Consider the following 17450-nt stretch of genomic DNA (forward strand, 5'->3'; position numbering starts at 1 on the left):
CTCGAGGTGGGTACGGGATTCGAACCCGTGTTCACGGATTTGCAGTCCGTTGCCTCGCCTCTCGGCCAACCCACCATGCTGCATGGGGTTCCCGGCAGACGGGGTTCCCTCAGAGCGGACGACGAGGCTCGAACTCGCGACCTCAACCTTGGCAAGGTTGCGCTCTACCAACTGAGCTACGTCCGCTTGCGATCCGTAGGTTTCCCTGCGGTGCGGTCGAAACATTAGCGGAACACCTCCGGGGCGCAAAATCGGGGGGTACCTCAGCGTGACAACGCCACCGATCGGGGCATTTCGGGCCGTGCGTCCCGGTCTGTCGCCGCAGGTCAGGGACGGGTACGCCACTAGGGTCGGCGCATGCAGGTGTGGGTCAACGGTCAGCTCCTCGACGATCCGACGGCGCCGGCGGTGGTCGTCTCCGACCACGGGCTGACCGTGGGGGACGGGGTCTTCGAGGCGGTCAAGGTCGTCGGGGGAGTGCCCTTCGCGCTCACCCGCCACCTGGAGCGCCTGCTGCGCTCCGCCGAGGCGCTGGGGCTGCCCGCCCCCGACCTCGACGACGTGCGCCGCGGGGTGGCGGCCGTGCTGGACCCCGAGCCGCTGGCGCTCGGCCGGCTGCGGATCACCTTCACCGGCGGTCCGGCACCCCTGGGGTCCGGTCGCGGGGCGGCCGCTCCCACGCTCGTCGTCGTGGCCGCCGCCATGGACCCCGCTCCCGCGACGACGGCGCTGCACCTGGTCCCGTGGCCCCGCAACGAGCGGGGGGCGCTCGCCGGCGTCAAGTCCACGTCGTACGCCGAGAACGTGGTCGCCCTCGCCGAGGCCCAGCGCCACGACGCGACCGAGGCGCTGTTCGCCAACCTCGCCGGGCACGTCTGCGAGGGGACGGGCTCCAACATCGGCTACGTCGTCGACGGGCAGGTCCGCACGCCCACCCTCGGCTCGGGCTGCCTGGCGGGCGTGACCCGCGGGCTGCTGCTGGAGTGGGCCCCCGACGTCGTCGAGGTCGACGAGCCGGTGGAGGTGCTCGACCGGGCCGAGGAGATCTTCCTGATGTCCACGACCCGCGACGTCCAGGGCGTGCGCCGCTACGGCGAGCGCGACCTCGAGGCCCCCGGGCCGGTCACGCGGGCCCTGCAGCGCACCTGGACCGCGCGCGAGGCCGAGCAGGCCGACCCCTGAGCCGCGACCCCCTGGACGACCGGGTCCCGGACCCCGGGGGGACGACGAACGGCACGACGCCTGGGGCGTCGTGCCGTCCGGTGGAGCGAAGGGAGCGGGCCGACCGGGGTCGGCCCGCTGCGTCAGCTGGCGAGGATGCGGGCCAGCTCGGAGTCGAAGTCGACGAACGCGCTCTCCTGGCCGTCCGGCACGGAGGCGAGCATCCGGTTGACGAACTGGTTGACCGCGCGGCTGCTGGCCTGCACGAGCAGCTCGCCGTCGGGGGAGCAGAGCTCGACGATGACGACCGCGGAACCGTTGGAGCTGAGGCAGGGCCACACGTGGACGTCGCCGTCACCGGTGGGCTCGTAGAGACCCTCGACCAGCAGCTCGCGACCGAAGGTCCAGTGGACCTCCTGGGCACCGGTGCGGAACACCATGGTCACCGCGAACGGGTCGGCCGGGTCGAAGACCAGGTCGGCCTCGAGCTCGGTCGTGTCCCCCTGCGGGTCGACGAACTCGAGCGCGACGCTCTCGGTGATGATCTGAGCGGTCTTGGTCTGCTTCATCTTGGTCCCCTTGGTCGATGAGGGCTCCATCCGTGGTGCCCCTTCGCGCCCTCCACGCGATGAGAGAACTGTGCCGACTTCCGAGCCTCGTCGGCAGTCGAACTCCCGATATATCCGTTTTGTCCCCCTAGTGGTCTACACGTTTTCCCCTACTGGTCTAAGTTCGTAGTGCATTGGTCTAGTCAGGTGGAACAGGAGACTGGCGGTCTCGTAAATAGGGCGTTACGGACGAGGTGGGGCAAGCTTCGCCGAACGTGTCGGTGACACCCCGTTCGTGAGTGCCCCTGCAGGTGCGATAGCGTGTGCGGCGCAGCGGCTCCGGCGGCTGCACCGTCGTGCGGCTCGTGAGAGCCGACCGTGACGGGCGATTGGCGCAGTGGTAGCGCGCTTCGTTCACACCGAAGAGGTCACTGGTTCGAACCCAGTATCGCCCACCCAGACTTCCTCCCCGGCTCTGCTCGGGCCCGCTGTCCGGTGGGAAAGCAGTGGCAGGTCGCCGATACGATCCTCGGGTCCCGTACGCCGCCTGCCCCAGGAGCTGTTGTGTCCGACATCAAGGTCGTCCTCGTCCACGCCGACGCGCGTGAGGACCGGACGGTCACCGCCGGCACCAAGGCCTGGGAGCTGTTCCGCGACGACCCCGACGTGATCGCCGCGCGGGTCTCCTCGGGCGCCGACGGCGAGCCCGCGCTGCGCGACCTCGCCCACGAGCTCGCCGACGGCGACGTCGTCGAGTCGGTCCTCATCGACAGCCGCGACGGCCACGACGTGCTGCGCCACTCCACGGCCCACGTGATGGCCCAGGCCGTCCAGGACCTGTTCCCGTCGGCCCGGCTCGGCATCGGCCCGCCGATCGAGAACGGCTTCTACTACGACTTCGACGTCGAGACGCCCTTCGTGCCCGAGGACCTCGTCAAGATCGAGTCCCGGATGCGCAAGATCATCAAGGACAACCAGCGCTTCTCGCGCCGCGCGGTCTCCGACGACGACGCGCGGGCCGAGCTCGCCGACGAGCCCTACAAGCTCGAGCTGATCGGGCTCAAGGGCGCCGCGGGCGAGGCGGCCGAGGGCGCCGACGCGGAGGTCGGTGCCGGCGAGCTGACCATCTACGACAACCTCGGTCGCTCGGGCGACGTCGCGTGGAAGGACCTGTGCCGCGGGCCCCACCTGCCCACGACGAAGCGGATCCCGGCGTTCAAGCTGATGCGCTCCGCCGCGGCGTACTGGCGCGGGGACGAGAAGAACAAGCAGCTGCAGCGGATCTACGGCACCGCCTGGGAGAGCAAGGAGGCGCTCGAGGCGCACCTGCACCGCATCGAGGAGGCGGAGCGGCGCGACCACCGGCGGCTCGGGCGCGACCTCGACCTGTTCAGCTTCCCCGACGAGATCGGCTCGGGCCTGCCCGTCTTCCACCCCAAGGGCGGGGTGATCAAGCGGGTCATGGAGGACTACGTCCGCCAGCGGCACATCGAGGAGGGCTTCGACTACGTCGGCACGCCCCACATCTCCAAGGAGCAGACCTTCCAGCTCTCGGGGCACCTGCCCTACTACGCGGACGGCATGTTCCCGCCCATGGAGATGGAGGGGGCGAGGTACTACCTCAAGGCCATGAACTGCCCCATGCACAACCTCATCTTCCGGTCGCGGGGGCGGTCCTACCGCGAGCTGCCGCTGCGGCTGTTCGAGTTCGGCCACGTCTACCGCAACGAGAAGTCCGGGGTGATCCACGGCCTGACGCGCGTGCGCGGCTTCGCCCAGGACGACTCGCACTCCTACGTCACCCCCGAGCAGGCGCCCGGCGAGATCAAGCACCTGCTCGACTTCGTGCTCGGCCTGCTCCGCGACTTCGGTCTCGACGACTTCTACCTCGAGCTGTCGACCCGCGACGACTCCAAGCCCGACAAGTTCGTCGGCAGCGACGACGACTGGGCCGAGGCCACGGCCGTGCTGGAGCGGGTGTGCACCGAGTCCGGCCTCGAGCTGGTGCCCGACCCGGGCGGCGCGGCGTTCTACGGCCCCAAGGTGTCGGTGCAGGCGCGTGACGCGATCGGCCGCACCTGGCAGATGTCGACCATCCAGTACGACTTCAACCAGCCCCGCGGCTTCGAGCTGACCTACCAGGCCGCCGACGGCAGCCGCCAGCAGCCCGTGATGATCCACTCGGCCAAGTTCGGCTCCATCGAGCGGTTCGTGGGCGTGCTCGTGGAGCACTACGCCGGCGCCTTCCCGCCCTGGCTCGCGCCCGTGCAGGTGGCCGGGATCCCGATCGCGGAGCGCCACGGCGACTACCTCGCCGACGTCGCGCGCCGGATGAAGCTGCAGGGGCTGCGGGTCGAGGTGGACCACTCCGACGACCGGATGCAGAAGAAGATCCGCAACGCCCAGCTGCAGAAGGTGCCGTTCATGGTCATCGCCGGCGACCAGGACGTCGAGGCGGGGGCGGTCAGCTTCCGCTACCGCGACGGCCGCCAGGACAACGGCGTGCCCGTCGACGAGGCGATCGCCCGCGTGCTGCAGGCGGTCACCGCGCGCGAGCAGGTCTGAGCGTGGCCGCGACCCCCCGTGGCCCCGGAGGGCAGGCGCGCGAGGGGTTCGAGGGCTTCGACCGGCTCTGGACCCCGCACCGGATGGCGTACGTCGCGCCCGCCCGCCCCACCGACGACGGCTGCCCGTTCTGCGCGATGGCCGACCTGCCGGTGCGCGAGAGCCTGGTCGTGGCGACGGGGGAGCGGTGCTTCGCCGTGCTCAACCTGCACCCCTACAACCCGGGCCACCTGATGGTGCTGCCGCTGCGCCACGTGGCCGACCTCGAGGACCTCGACGCCGACGAGGTCGGCGAGCTGATGGCGATGACCCAGCAGGCCGTGCGCGTGCTGCGCGCGGTCAGCGGGCCGCACGCCTTCAACGTCGGGCTCAACCTCGGCGGCGTCGCCGGGGGCTCGCTCTCGCAGCACCTGCACCAGCACGTGGTGCCGCGCTGGTCCGGCGACGCCAACTTCATCACCGTGGTGGGCGGCACCAAGACGCTGCCGCAGCTGCTCGAGGACACCCGCGACCTGCTGGCCGAGGCCTGGGACCGACCAGCGGGCTGATCGGTCCCGGCGGCGCTCAGCGCTTCTTGCCCTTGGCCTCTTCCTTGGCCAGCAGGGTCGTCTGCTCGGCGGCGCCACGCTTGTCGGCGCGCTTCTCCTTGATGGATTTGCCGGTCTTCTTGGTCATGCCCTGCCGCGGCGACTTGTCGCTCATGTGGCGTCCTTCGAATCGGATTGCCTGAGTGGCTCCGTGCCCCGACCGTACGCCCCTGCCGGGCCCCGGGCGTGTCCACCGGTAGCCTCACGTCCGAGATGTTGGACCGGTTCAAGAACTTCTGGCAGGGCGTGGTGCTCGCGCCGATCGTCGACCTCTTCGTCAGGTGGGGGATCAGCCCCGACCTGGTGACGCTGATCGGCACCCTGGGCGTGTCTGCCGGTGCGCTGGTCTTCTTCCCCCAGGGGATGCTGCTGACGGGCGTGCTGGTGATCACCGCCTTCGTCTTCAGCGACCTCGTCGACGGTGCGATGGCGCGCAAGACCGGCCGCAGCTCGGCCTTCGGCGCCTTCTTCGACTCCACGCTCGACCGCATCGGCGACGGCGCCATCTTCGGCGGGCTGGTGCTCTACTTCGCGGGCCCCGGCGACAGCTACCTCTACACGTGCCTGACGCTCTACTGCCTCGTCATGGGGGCGGTCACCTCCTACGCCCGGGCGCGCGCCGAGTCGCTCGGCATGCAGGCCAAGGGCGGCATCGCGGAGCGCGCCGACCGCCTGGTCGCGATCCTCGTGATGACCGGCCTCGGGGCCCTGTTCGACCAGCCGTGGCTGATGCTCCTCACGATCTGGGCGCTGGCGCTGGCCAACACCGAGACCGTCGTGAGGCGGGTGCTGATGGTGCGCCGGCAGGCCCTGGCCGCCGAGCGGGAGGGCCGCGCCGAGGCGCCCTGAGGCCGACCGCGGGGTCGCCGTACCCTGCAGCCATGAGCGAGAGCACCAGCACCCCCAGCAGCAGCCCGTCCGCCGCGACGACCGGGACCACCGGCACCGCCGCCGTCAAGCGCGGCATGGCCGAGATGCTGAAGGGCGGCGTCATCATGGACGTCGTCACGCCCGAGCAGGCCAAGATCGCCGAGGACGCCGGAGCCGTCGCCGTGATGGCGCTCGAGCGCGTCCCCGCCGACATCCGCGCCCAGGGCGGCGTCGCCCGGATGAGCGACCCCGACATGATCGACGGCATCATCGCCGCGGTCTCGATCCCCGTGATGGCCAAGGCCCGGATCGGCCACTTCGCCGAGGCGCAGGTCCTGCAGAGCCTCGGGGTCGACTACATCGACGAGTCCGAGGTGCTGACCCCGGCCGACTACGCCCACCACATCGACAAGTGGCAGTTCACCGCCCCCTTCGTGTGCGGCGCCACCAACCTCGGCGAGGCGCTGCGCCGCATCACCGAGGGGGCGGCCATGATCCGCTCCAAGGGCGAGGCCGGCACCGGCGACGTCAGCAACGCCGTGCAGCACATGCGCACGATCGGCGGCGAGATCCGTCGGCTCGCGGCGCTGGGCCACGACGAGCTCTACCTCGCGGCGAAGGACCTGCAGGCGCCGTACGAGCTGGTCCGCGAGGTCGCCGAGACCGGTGCCCTCCCGGTCGTGCTCTTCACCGCGGGCGGCATCGCCACCCCGGCGGACGCCGCGATGATGATGCAGCTGGGCGCCCAGGGCGTCTTCGTCGGCTCCGGCATCTTCAAGTCGGGCAACCCCGCCGAGCGCGCCGAGGCCATCGTCAAGGCGACGACCTTCCACGACGACCCCGACATGGTCGCCAAGGTCAGCCGCGGGCTGGGCGAGGCCATGGTGGGCATCAACGTGGCCGACCTGCCCGAGCCGCACCGCCTCGCCGAGCGCGGTTGGTGATCTCGAGACTCGTTTTGGGGTGTTTGCCCGAAAAATGACGCCTGTGGTCGCGCTGTGCGCCATAGTTGTCACAGATCGCACGGGACGCGATCACCCTGGACGTCCCGGCGTGGCGCCACCGCGGGGGAGGCGCCACGTCGGGACCCGGTCCGGCGGACGACGCCCTCCGCGCCTGCCGTAGGTTCTCCCGGTGCCCGCCGGACCCCTCTCCCCGTCCCGACCCCGCATCGGCGTCCTGGCCCTGCAGGGCGACGTCCGCGAGCACCTGGCCACGCTGGCCCGGCTCGACTGCGACCCCCTGGCCGTGCGCCGTCCGGCCGAGCTCGCCACCTGCGACGCCCTGGTGCTGCCGGGCGGCGAGTCGACGACCATGGCCAAGCTGGCCCGGACCTTCGGGCTGCTCGAGCCGCTGCGCGCCGCGATCGCCGACGGCCTGCCGGTGCTGGGCACCTGCGCCGGGATGATCCTGCTGGCCGACCGCGTGCTCGACGCCGCGCCGGGCCAGGAGACCCTCGGGGGCCTCGACGTCACGGTGCGCCGCAACGCCTTCGGTCGCCAGGTCGACTCCTGCGAGGACGTCGTGGAGGTGGCCGGCGTCGAGGGCCCGGTGCCGGCGGTCTTCATCCGGGCGCCGTGGGTCGAGGAGGTCGGGCCGGACGTCGAGGTGCTCGCGCGTGTGGGCCACGGTCCCGCCGCGGGTAGGGTGGTCGCGGTTCGGCAGGGCCCGCTGCTGGCGACGTCGTTCCACCCGGAGATGGGTGGGGACGACCGCGTCCACCGGCTCTTCCGCGACCTGGTGCCGGCACGTTCCTGAACCTGCCGGGCAGAACGCGACGAAAGGTGGACGGATGTCCGGTCACTCCAAGTGGGCCACGACCAAGCACAAGAAGGCCGTCATCGACGCCCGGCGCGGCAAGATGTTCGCCAAGCTGATCAAGAACATCGAGGTCGCCGCGCGCATGGGCGGCGGTGACATCTCCGGCAACCCGACGCTCTACGACGCCATCCAGAAGGCGAAGAAGTCCTCGGTGCCCAACGACAACATCGACCGCGCCGTCAAGCGCGGCTCCGGCGCCGAGGCGGGGGGCGCCGACTACAGCACGATCATGTACGAGGGCTACGGCCCCAACGGCGTGGCGTTCCTGGTCGAGTGCCTCACCGACAACAAGAACCGCGCCGCGATGGAGGTCCGCACCGCGATGACCCGCAACGGCGGCTCGCTGGCCGACCCGGGGTCGGTGTCCTACATGTTCAACCGCAAGGGCGTCGTCATCGTCCCGGTCGACCAGGACGGCAAGCAGGTCTCCGAGGACGACGTGCTCGAGGCCACGCTGGAGGCCGGTGCCGAGGACGTCAACGACCTGGGGGAGTCCTTCGAGGTCGTGAGCGAGGCCACCGACCTGGTCGACGTGCGCTCCGCGCTGCAGTCGGCCGGCATCGACTACGACTCCGCCGAGGCGTCGTTCGTCCCGAGCATGCAGGTCGAGCTCGACGCCGACGGCGCCGGCAAGGTGTTCCGCCTGCTCGAGGCGCTCGAGGACCTCGACGACGTGCAGAACGTGTTCGCCAACTTCGACGTCTCCGACGACGTGATGGCCACCGTCGACGCCTGAGGTCCCGCCCGGCTCCGGGCTCGTGGGGCTCCGTGTCGCTGACCGTCGCGGGGCGCGCTCCCGGCTAGCGTGGGTGCGAACACGTGTTCGGACGACGTCAGGAGCCTCCATGCGGGTCCTCGGGATCGACCCCGGCCTCACCCGCTGCGGCGTGGGGGTCGTGGAGGGCTCGATCGGGCGGCCGCTGACGCTGGTCGACGTCGGGGTGGTGCGCACCTCCTCGGAGCTGTTCGTCGCCGACCGGCTGCGCCTGCTCGAGGTGGGCCTCGACGAGTGGCTCGACCGGACCCGGCCCGACGCGGTGGCCGTGGAGCGCGTCTTCAGCCGCAGCGACGTCAGCACGGTCATGGGCACCGCCCAGGCCAGCGGCGTGGCCCTGCTCGTCGCCGCCCGTCGGGGCCTGCCCGTCGCGCTGCACACGCCCAGCGAGGTCAAGGCCGCCGTCACCGGCAACGGCCGGGCCGACAAGGCCCAGGTCGGCGCGATGGTGGCGCGGCTGCTGCGCCTCGACGCGGTGCCCAAGCCCGCCGACGCCGCCGACTCGCTGGCCCTGGCCATCTGCCACGTCTGGCGCGGCGGGGCCTCGGACCGGCTCGCCGCCGCCGTGGCCAAGCACGGCGGCCCGGCCGCCCGGACCACCGCGCCCCGCCCCCCGACCCGCTCCCCCCGGAGCACTCCCGGAAGGATCCCGCGATGATCGCCTTCGTCCGCGGCCGCGTGGCCGCCGTCGGCCTCACCTCGACCGTGCTGGAGGTGGGGGGCGTCGGCCTGGAGCTGCACTGCACCCCCGACACCATCGCCGGCCTGCGCCTGGGGGCGGAGGCCTCGCTGCCCACGAGCATGGTGGTGCGGGAGGACTCGCTGACCCTGTTCGGCTTCGCCGACGAGGACGAGAAGCAGATGTTCGAGCTGGTGCAGACGGCCAGCGGGGTCGGGCCCAAGCTCGCCCAGGCGATGCTCGCCGTGCACCGCCCCGAGACGCTGCGCCGGGCCGTCGCCTCCGACGACGTCAAGACGCTCACCGCGGTGCCCGGCATCGGCGTCAAGGGCGCGCAGCGCATCATCCTCGAGCTGCGCGACCGCATCGGTGCTCCCGGCTCGGCGCCCGATGCCGCCCCCGCGACCACCACCGCGTCCTCCGCCGGCTGGCAGGCCCAGGTGCAGGCCGGGCTGGTCGGGCTGGGCTGGAGCGCCAAGGAGGCCGACCGGGCCGTCGAGGCGGTCGCTCCCGAGGCCGACCAGATGCCCTCGCCCGACGTCGCCCGGCTGCTGCGCAGCGCGCTGCGGGCCCTGAGCAAGGCCTAGGCGCGTGATGGACGAGTCGCAGCTCGACGCGGCCGAGTCGGCGTACGTCGCCGGCCGCTCGCTCACCACCGCGGAGGCCGAGGGCGACGAGCGCGTCGTCGAGGCGGCGCTGCGGCCCCGCACGCTCGCCGAGGTGATCGGCCAGGAGCGGGTCCGCGAGCAGCTCGCGCTGCTGCTCGAGGCCGCCCGTCGCCGTGAGCGGGTGCCCGACCACGTCCTGCTCAGCGGCCCGCCCGGCCTCGGCAAGACCACGCTGGCGATGATCATCGCCGCCGAGATGTCCTCGCCGCTGCGGCTGACGAGCGGGCCGGCGATCACCCACGCCGGCGACCTGGCCGCGATCCTCTCGGGCCTCAACGAGGGCGACGTGCTCTTCGTCGACGAGATCCACCGGATGTCGCGCCCGGCCGAGGAGATGCTCTACATGGCCATGGAGGACTTCCGGGTCGACGTCATCATCGGCAAGGGCCCGGGCGCCACCGCGATCCCGCTGGAGATCCCGCCCTTCACCCTGGTCGGCGCCACGACGCGCGCGGGGCTGCTGCCCGGACCGCTGCGCGACCGCTTCGGCTTCACCGCCCACCTGGAGTTCTACGAGCCCGCCGACCTCGAGCAGATCGTGCGGCGCTCCTCGGACCTGCTCGAGGTCGAGCTCGGGTCCGACGGGGCGGGGGAGATCTCGCGCCGCTCCCGCGGGACGCCGCGCATCGCCAACCGGCTGCTGCGGCGGGTGCGCGACTACGCCCAGGTCCGGGCCGACGGCGTGGTCACGCGCGACATCGCCCGCCGGGCCCTCGACCTGTTCGAGGTCGACGAGTCGGGCCTGGACCGGCTCGACCGCGGCGTCCTGGACGTGCTGTGCCGGCGCTTCGGCGGCGGACCGGTGGGCGTGAGCACGCTCGCCGTGGCCGTCGGGGAGGAGCGCGAGACCGTCGAGGAGGTGGCCGAGCCCTTCCTCGTCCGTCTCGGCCTGCTGGCCCGGACCCCGCGCGGTCGGGTCGCGACCCGGGCGGCGTGGGAGCACCTGGGACTGGCGGCCCCGGCGGCGTACGGCCCCGACACCCTGCTGTTCGAGCCGGACCACGACTGACCGGTTCGGCCCGGTTACACTGCCTCGTCGGTGTCCCGGCGGCTACGGCCGCGGGCTCCCGAGGGCGGGTTGCCCCGGGTGCTCCCGCAGTCCAGGACACCCACCGGACCTCGTTCCCCCACCCCTGGAGTTGGTGTCGTCGTGCCACCGGAAGCACAGCTGTTCGTGATCGTGGTGGCGCTCGCGGCCTTCTGGTTCATCGTGATGCGGCCCGCGCGCGTGCAGCAGCGCAAGGTCGCCCAGCTCCAGGACGAGCTGCAGGTCGGCCAGGAGGTCGTCCTGTCCGCGGGGATCTTCGGCACGGTCCGTTCGTTGTCCGACGCACGCGCCGAGATCGAGATCGCTCCCGGCACCGTCATCACGGTGGCCCGCCAGGTGGTCGTGCGCCGCGTCGACGAGCTGCCCGACGAGCCGCGCGAGCCCGGCACCGGCAGCACGCCCCCCGCCCCCACGCAGGACTGAGGAGACACCCGTGGCGACCAAGCGTCAGCCCCGTCCCGCGCGGACCCTGATCATCTTCGGCCTCACCATCGCCGTGTTGTTCGGTCTCGCCGCCCTCGGCGGCACCGCCAAGCCGCGCCTGGGGCTGGACCTCGAGGGCGGCACGCGCATCACGCTGTCGGCCATCGGCAACGACATCACCTCGACCAAGCTGGCGCAGGCCGCCGGCATCGTCGACAGCCGCGTCAACGGCAGCGGTGTCTCCGAGGCCGAGGTCTCGACCCAGGGCAACCGCAACATCATCGTCGAGATCCCCGGCGACAACCGCTCCGACCTCGTCGACGCGGTCACCCGCACCGCGCAGCTGCGCTTCCGCGTCGTGGCCGGCGCCCCGGTGCCCGGTCGGGCCGCGGACGCGCCCAGCGCCTCACCCAGCGCCTCGCCCAGCGGGTCGCCCAGCGGCTCTCCCAGCGGGTCCCCGAGCCCCAGCGGTGCCGCGAGCCCGTCGAGCAGCCCCTCCGAGACGGTCGGCCAGGGCAGCTCGGCCAGTCCCAACCCGCGCCCGGCGCCCTTCGCCGAGCCGTCCGACTCGCCCAGCGCGAGCCCGAGCCGGTCGGCCTCGCCCAGCTCCCAGCCCAGTGACCAGCCCAGTGACCAGCCGAGCGCCCAGCCCAGCGAGCAGGCGCAGCAGCCGCAGGTCACCGAGAAGGGCGCGTCGGTCGACAAGCCCCTCGAGTGGGCGACCAACCCCGGCGTCCGCTGGCTGACCCGCTTCTCGGAGTTCACCTGCCCTCCGGCCGGCGAGTCCGTCAAGCCCACCGCCGACGACCCCGACGAGCCGCTGATCGCGTGCGACGAGGACGGCAACAAGTTCCTGCTGTCCAAGGCCGTCGTCGAGGGCACCCAGCTGCGCTCCGCCGACTACGGCATCCCCTCGGGCGGCACCGGCTACGCCGTGCAGCTCGGCTTCAAGGGCGAGGGACGTGGCACCTTCGGCGAGGTCACCCGGGCCCTGGCCGGCACCGGCCGCACCTTCGCCATCGTGCTCGACGGCACCGTGCTCTCCGCGCCCACGGTCAACGAGCCGATCCTGGACGGCAACGCCCAGATCACCGGTGACTTCACCGAGGCCGAGGCGAGCTCGCTGGCCAACTCGCTCAAGTACGGCGCACTGCCGATCCGCTTCGCCCAGCCCCCGACGGTCGAGACCATCGGCCCCTCGCTCGCCGGCAACCAGCTCTCCGCAGGCGTGCTCGCGGGGGTCATCGGCCTGCTGATCGTGATGCTCTACTGCCTGCTCTACTACCGCGGCCTGGGCATCGTCGTGGTCGCCTCGCTGCTCGTGGCGGGCGTGATCACCTACGGAGCCGTGCTGGTGCTCTCGGCCTCGGCCGGGTTCACCCTGACCCTGCCCGGCATCGCCGGCCTCATCGTGGGTGTCGGCATCACCGCGGACTCGTTCATCGTCTACTTCGAGCGCATCCGCGACGAGATGCGCGACGGCAGGTCGATGCGGGTGGCCGTGGAGACCGGCTGGGCCTCGGCCAAGCGCACCTGCCTGGCCGCCGACGCCGTCTCGATCCTGGCCGCCGTGGTGCTCTACATCTTCGCCATCGGCGTGGTCCGCGGGTTCGCGTTCGCGCTCGGCATCAGCACGCTCATCGACATCGCGGTGTTCTTCTTCTTCACCAAGCCGATGATGACCTTGCTGGCGAAGCGCCGCTTCTTCAACAGCGGCACCCGCTTCTCCGGCCTGTCCAGGGAGACCCTCGGGGTCGACGACGCGCCCGCCCGCACCGGGCTGGCCGGAGGGAGGGCCTGATGGGACGCATGAGTCGCCTGGGCAACAGGCTCTACGAGGGCGAGACCTCGATCGACTTCGTCGGTCGCAAGTGGCTCTGGTACGCCATCTCCGGCGTGATCGTGCTGATCGCGATCAGCGGCGTGCTCGTCCGCGGCATCAACTTCGGCATCGAGTTCGAGGGCGGCGTCGAGTACCAGGTCGACCTGCCGACCTCGCAGGTCACCCAGGACAACGTCGACAAGATCCGCGGCGCCGTGGCCGACACCGGGCTGGACGCAGCGTCCTCGCCGATCGTGAACACGTCCGGCGAGCGCTCGATCCGGGTGCAGACCGAGGAGCTGAGCACCGACCAGGCCACCGAGGTCCGCAACGCGATCGCCGAGTCCGTCGGCGTCGACGCCCGCGACGACATCTCCACCCAGGAGGTCGGGGCCAGCTGGGGCACCCAGGTCGCCCAGCGCGCGCTCACCGGCCTGGTCGTCTTCCTGGTGCTGGTGGTGCTCTTCATCTGGGCCTACTTCCGCGAGTGGAAGATGTCGGTCGCCGCCATCGTGGCCCTGGCGCACGACATCGTCATCACGGTCGGCGTCTACGCGCTCTCGGGCTTCGAGGTCACCCCCGCCACCGTCACCGGCCTGCTGACCATCCTCGGCTTCTCGCTCTACGACACCGTGGTCGTCTTCGACAAGGTGCGCGAGAACGTCGCGAAGTCCCGGAGCAGCAAGCGCACCTACGCCCAGCTCGCCAACCTGGCCGTCAACCAGACCCTGGTGCGCTCGATCAACACCTCGATCGTGGCGCTGCTGCCCGTCGGCGCGATCCTCTACGTCGGGGTGTTCTCGCTCGGATCCGGCGCGCTCAAGGATCTCGCGCTGTCGCTGTTCGTCGGCATGGCCGCCGGCGCCTACTCGTCGATCTTCATCGCCACGCCCCTGGCGGTGCACCTCAAGCAGGGCGAGAAGGCCATCGCCCAGTCCGACGCCCGGGCCCGCTCGCGGTCGCGCCGCGGGGCCGACCGGTACGCCGAGGTCCCGACGTACCGCGACGACATGCCCCTGCAGGACGAGCCCGGCTCGGTCCTCACCGACCCCGACGGTCCTGAGGGCGACCCGGACGACGGGGGAGAGGGCACCGGCCGGTCCGGCGCGCGCCCCACGGCGCCGCCGCGTCGACCCGAGGCGTCCGGCTCCGGCCGCGTCGTCCCCGGCACCAAGGCACCCCTGCGCGAGGGCGGGTCCTCGGGCCGCACCCAGCCGACCCGACAGCCGCGCTCCAAGCGCGGGAAGTGAGCCGCCCCGTGACCACCGCGCCCGCCGACCTGTCGGCGCTCATCGACGGCCTCGTGCGCGACGTCGAGGACTTCCCCAAGGCCGGGGTGACCTTCAAGGACATCACCCCGCTGCTCGACGACCACGCGGCCTTCACCCAGGTGGTGCAGGCGCTGGCCGCGGCCGGGCGCGACGCGTCGGGCCAGGTCGTCGTCGACAAGGTCGTGGGCATGGAGGCGCGCGGGTTCATCCTCGCCGCCCCGGTGGCGCTGGCGCTGGGCGTCGGCTTCGTGCCGGTGCGCAAGCCCGGCAAGCTGCCGTGGGAGACGCGCTCGGTCGACTACGACCTGGAGTACGGCCAGGAGACGCTGCAGATGCACACCGACGCCCTCACCGAGGGCGACCGGGTGCTGGTCATCGACGACGTGCTCGCCACCGGCGGCACGGCCGCGGCGACCGCGACGCTGGTGCAGCAGGGCGGCGGCGTCCTGCACGGGCTCGCCGTGCTGATGGAGCTGAGCTTCCTGCCGGGCCGCGCCGCGATCGGGGACCTCCCGCTCACCGTCCTGCACGTCGTCTGACGCCGCCCACCCGCCCACGCCCGCGGACGGGGCGGGCCGTGGTGTGGACCCCCGGGCACCGGTCGCGACCTAGACTGGGCGAGACTGGTTGTCACCGCGCGGAGGGAGCCCCATGGCCGAGGACCAGGTGGCGCCTGCCGTCGCCGACGAGCCCGCCGCCGAGACCGGTGCCGCGGACGTGTCCCGGCCCACGACCGCCCGGCCGCGCCCGCTCGCCCCGCTGCCGCCGGTCGACCGCCAGCCCGAGCGCGCTCCCGAGCGCATCCCCGACCGGCCGCCGGTGCTGTCGGGGCGCGGCGTCCGCGCCCGCCTGGCCCGCATCGGCACCAGCAAGCAGGTGGGCAACCCGGTCCTGGAGCCGCTGTTCCGCACGGTGAGGGCCAACCACCCCAAGGCCGACCTGGCGCTGCTCGAGCGGGCCTACGACGTCGCCGAGAAGCACCACCGGGGCCAGAACCGCAAGAGCGGCGACCCCTACATCACCCATCCGCTGGCGGTCACCACGATCCTGGCCGACATCGGCATGACCGAGCCGACCCTGGTGGCCGCGCTCCTGCACGACACCGTCGAGGACACGCCGTACACCCTGGAGCAGCTGCGCAAGGACTTCGGCGACGAGGTCGCGCTGCTGGTCGACGGCGTCACCAAGCTCGACAAGGTGAAGTACGGCGACTCCGCCCAGGCCGAGACGATCCGCAAGATGATCGTCGCGATGAGCAAGGACATCCGCGTCCTGGTCATCAAGCTGGCCGACCGGCTGCACAACATGCGCACGCTGCGCTACGTCAAGCAGGAGACCCAGGAGCGCAAGAGCCGCGAGACGCTGGAGATCTACGCGCCGCTGGCCCACCGCCTGGGCATGAACACCCTCAAGTGGGAGCTCGAGGACCTCGCGTTCGCCACGATGCACCCCAAGATCTACGACGAGATCGTGCGCCTGGTCGCCGAGCGGGCGCCGTCGCGCGACCAGTTCCTCGCCGAGGTGACCAGCCAGGTCGACCGCGACCTGAAGTCGGCCAGGATCAACGCCCGCGTCACCGGTCGGCCCAAGCACTACTACTCGATCTACCAGAAGATGATCCACGGGGGCCGGGAGTTCTCCGACATCTACGACCTGGTGGGCATCCGGATCCTCGTCGACACCGACCCCGACTGCTACGGCGTCCTGGGCGTGCTGCACAACCGCTGGAACCCGTTGCCGGGGCGGTTCAAGGACTACGTCGCGATGCCGAAGTTCAACATGTACCAGTCGCTGCACACCACGGTGATCGGCCCCTCCGGCAAGCCCGTCGAGATGCAGATCCGCACGGTGGCGATGCACCGCCGGGCGGAGTACGGCGTCGCCGCGCACTGGAAGTACAAGGAGGACGTCCGCAACGGGGTCGACACCGACCAGAGCGTCAACGACACCGACCTGCAGTGGCTGCGACAGCTCCTCGACTGGCAGAACGAGGTCGAGGACCCGGGGGAGTTCCTCGACTCGCTGCGCTTCGAGATCAACAGCGCCGAGGTCTTCGTCTTCACCCCGCGCGGCGACGTCATCGGGCTGCCGATCGGCTCGACGCCCGTGGACTTCGCCTACGCCATCCACACCGAGGTCGGCCACCACACCATCGGTGCCCGGGTCAACGGCCGGCTGGTGCCGCTGGAGTCCGCGCTCGAGCACGGCGACGTCGTCGAGGTCTTCACCTCCAAGTCGCCCAACGCCGGCCCCTCGCGCGACTGGCTGCAGTTCGTCACCTCGCCGCGGGCCAAGAGCAAGATCCGCCACTGGTTCACCAAGGAGCGGCGCGAGGAGGCCATCGAGCACGGCAAGGAGCAGATCGGCCGGCTGCTGCGCAAGGAGGGCCTGCCCCTCAAGCGGGTGATGACCCACGAGTCGCTGACCCAGGTCGCCAACGAGCTCAAGCTGCCCGACGTCTCCGCGCTGTACGCCGCGGTCGGCGAGGGCAACCTCGGCGCGCAGACCGTCGTCCGCAAGGTCATCGAGGTGTCCGGCGGCAACGACGGCGCGGCCGAGGACCTCGCCGAGGCGGTCACGATCACCCGGCCCCGGCGTACGTCCTCGTCGGTGTCGGACTCCGGCATCGTCGTCAAGGGCGTCACCGACGTGCTGGTCAAGCTCGCGCGATGTTGCACCCCGGTGCCCGGCGACGAGATCCTCGGCTTCGTCACCCGGGGCGACGGCATCTCGGTGCACCGCCGCGACTGCACCAACGCCACCTCGCTGCTCAGCCAGCCCGAGCGGCTCGTCGACGTCGAGTGGTCCCCGACCGCCCAGTCGACCTTCCTGGTGCAGATCATGGTCGAGGCCCTCGACCGCGCCCGCCTGCTCTCCGACATCACGATGGTCCTCTCGGACCAGCACGTGAACATCCTCTCGGCCAGCCTGTCCACCAGCCGCGACCGTGTCGCCAAGAGCCGCTTCTCCTTCGAGATGGGCGACCCCAAGCACCTCGGCGCCATCCTCAAGGCCGTCCGCCAGGTCGACGGCGTGTTCGACGCCTACCGCGTCACGCACTGACCGCGGGCTCGAGCCGGCGAGCGGGCGATCGTCGTACGCCGTGGGGCGGCGAGCGGGCGATCGTCGTACGCCGTGGGGCGGCGAGCGGGCGATCGTCGTACGCCGTGGAGCGGCGAGCGGGCGATCGTCGTACGCCGTGGAGCGGCGAG

At 71.7% G+C, this 17450-nt stretch carries 17 protein-coding genes and 3 tRNA genes; 16 read left to right on the top strand and 4 right to left on the bottom strand.

From position 1 onward, the window contains the following. Window positions 1-4 precede the first annotated feature (4 nt). Window positions 5-75: transfer RNA gene (locus BLU55_RS03510), tRNA-Cys, on the bottom strand. Between the two features lie 38 nt (window positions 76-113). After that, window positions 114-186 (bottom strand) — tRNA-Gly (locus BLU55_RS03515). Window positions 187-357: 171 nt separating this feature from the next. Here BLU55_RS03515 and BLU55_RS03520 point away from each other — a divergent pair. Then, window positions 358-1182, top strand: a complete 825-nt coding sequence (locus tag BLU55_RS03520) for an aminotransferase class IV (protein ID WP_091726139.1) — start codon at window positions 358-360, stop codon at window positions 1180-1182. A 122-nt stretch (window positions 1183-1304) separates the two neighbouring features. Here the strand turns inward: BLU55_RS03520 and BLU55_RS03525 are convergent, their stop codons facing one another. Then, window positions 1305-1730 carry an SsgA family sporulation/cell division regulator gene (locus tag BLU55_RS03525; RefSeq protein WP_157682714.1) on the bottom strand — a complete coding sequence of 142 codons (426 nt, stop codon included), beginning with the start codon at window positions 1728-1730 and terminating at the stop codon, window positions 1305-1307. 362 nt (window positions 1731-2092) lie between these two features. Here BLU55_RS03525 and BLU55_RS03530 point away from each other — a divergent pair. The 3 genes from BLU55_RS03530 to BLU55_RS03540 all read left to right on the top strand — a co-directional run bounded on the left by BLU55_RS03530 (window position 2093) and on the right by BLU55_RS03540 (window position 4822). Then, window positions 2093-2164: transfer RNA gene (locus BLU55_RS03530), tRNA-Val, on the top strand. Window positions 2165-2273: 109 nt separating this feature from the next. Continuing rightward, window positions 2274-4274, top strand: coding sequence for a threonine--tRNA ligase (thrS, locus tag BLU55_RS03535; RefSeq protein WP_091726145.1), 2001 nt, complete (start codon window positions 2274-2276; stop codon window positions 4272-4274). Window positions 4275-4276: 2 nt separating this feature from the next. Next, a complete protein-coding gene (locus BLU55_RS03540; RefSeq protein ID WP_231917031.1) occupies window positions 4277-4822 on the top strand; it encodes an HIT family protein in 546 nt (181 codons plus the stop codon). A 16-nt stretch (window positions 4823-4838) separates the two neighbouring features. On the opposite strand, the gene BLU55_RS19600 is transcribed toward BLU55_RS03540, so the two are convergent. Further along, window positions 4839-4976 (bottom strand): hypothetical protein, encoded by a 138-nt coding sequence (locus BLU55_RS19600; RefSeq protein ID WP_091726148.1) that lies wholly within the window; start codon window positions 4974-4976, stop codon window positions 4839-4841. Between the two features lie 98 nt (window positions 4977-5074). Here BLU55_RS19600 and pgsA point away from each other — a divergent pair, with 98 nt between their 5' ends. The 12 genes from pgsA to BLU55_RS03605 all read left to right on the top strand — a co-directional run bounded on the left by pgsA (window position 5075) and on the right by BLU55_RS03605 (window position 17301). Further along, window positions 5075-5710, top strand: a complete 636-nt coding sequence (gene pgsA, locus BLU55_RS03550; protein ID WP_091726151.1) for a phosphatidylinositol phosphate synthase — start codon at window positions 5075-5077, stop codon at window positions 5708-5710. 32 nt (window positions 5711-5742) lie between these two features. After that, complete coding sequence (gene pdxS, locus BLU55_RS03555) at window positions 5743-6675, top strand: pyridoxal 5'-phosphate synthase lyase subunit PdxS (protein ID WP_091726155.1); 933 nt, start codon at window positions 5743-5745, stop codon at window positions 6673-6675. A gap of 190 nt (window positions 6676-6865) precedes the next feature. Further along, on the top strand, window positions 6866-7489 hold the full coding sequence (gene pdxT, locus BLU55_RS03560) for a pyridoxal 5'-phosphate synthase glutaminase subunit PdxT (protein WP_091726158.1): 624 nt from the start codon (window positions 6866-6868) through the stop codon (window positions 7487-7489). Window positions 7490-7523: 34 nt separating this feature from the next. After that, entirely contained in the window at window positions 7524-8288 is a 765-nt protein-coding gene (locus BLU55_RS03565) for a YebC/PmpR family DNA-binding transcriptional regulator (protein WP_091726160.1), read from the top strand. A gap of 109 nt (window positions 8289-8397) precedes the next feature. Beyond that, the gene (ruvC, locus tag BLU55_RS03570; protein WP_091726163.1) at window positions 8398-8985 is read left to right on the top strand and encodes a crossover junction endodeoxyribonuclease RuvC; all 588 of its coding nucleotides are present in this window, start codon (window positions 8398-8400) and stop codon (window positions 8983-8985) included. Next, window positions 8982-9593 (top strand): Holliday junction branch migration protein RuvA, encoded by a 612-nt coding sequence (gene ruvA / locus BLU55_RS03575; RefSeq protein ID WP_091726166.1) that lies wholly within the window; start codon window positions 8982-8984, stop codon window positions 9591-9593. The genes ruvC and ruvA overlap by 4 nt, the downstream gene beginning before the upstream one ends. 7 nt (window positions 9594-9600) lie before the next feature. Beyond that, window positions 9601-10683 carry a Holliday junction branch migration DNA helicase RuvB gene (gene ruvB / locus BLU55_RS03580; protein WP_091726169.1) on the top strand — a complete coding sequence of 361 codons (1083 nt, stop codon included), beginning with the start codon at window positions 9601-9603 and terminating at the stop codon, window positions 10681-10683. A gap of 141 nt (window positions 10684-10824) precedes the next feature. Beyond that, the gene (yajC, locus tag BLU55_RS03585) at window positions 10825-11145 is read left to right on the top strand and encodes a preprotein translocase subunit YajC (RefSeq protein ID WP_157682715.1); all 321 of its coding nucleotides are present in this window, start codon (window positions 10825-10827) and stop codon (window positions 11143-11145) included. Between the two features lie 10 nt (window positions 11146-11155). Beyond that, window positions 11156-12946, top strand: coding sequence for a protein translocase subunit SecD (gene secD / locus BLU55_RS03590; RefSeq protein WP_091726174.1), 1791 nt, complete (start codon window positions 11156-11158; stop codon window positions 12944-12946). Then, the gene (secF, locus tag BLU55_RS03595; RefSeq protein ID WP_091726176.1) at window positions 12946-14217 is read left to right on the top strand and encodes a protein translocase subunit SecF; all 1272 of its coding nucleotides are present in this window, start codon (window positions 12946-12948) and stop codon (window positions 14215-14217) included. The genes secD and secF overlap by 1 nt, the downstream gene beginning before the upstream one ends. Further along, window positions 14214-14777 (top strand): adenine phosphoribosyltransferase, encoded by a 564-nt coding sequence (locus BLU55_RS03600; RefSeq protein ID WP_231917032.1) that lies wholly within the window; start codon window positions 14214-14216, stop codon window positions 14775-14777. Before secF ends, BLU55_RS03600 begins: the two co-directional genes overlap by 4 nt. A gap of 112 nt (window positions 14778-14889) precedes the next feature. Next, window positions 14890-17301 carry a RelA/SpoT family protein gene (locus BLU55_RS03605; RefSeq protein WP_172833857.1) on the top strand — a complete coding sequence of 804 codons (2412 nt, stop codon included), beginning with the start codon at window positions 14890-14892 and terminating at the stop codon, window positions 17299-17301. Window positions 17302-17450: the final 149 nt, after the last annotated feature.

Origin of the sequence: Nocardioides scoriae (assembly GCF_900104965.1) — a bacterium.
Lineage (GTDB): Bacteria > Actinomycetota > Actinomycetes > Propionibacteriales > Nocardioidaceae > Marmoricola > Marmoricola scoriae.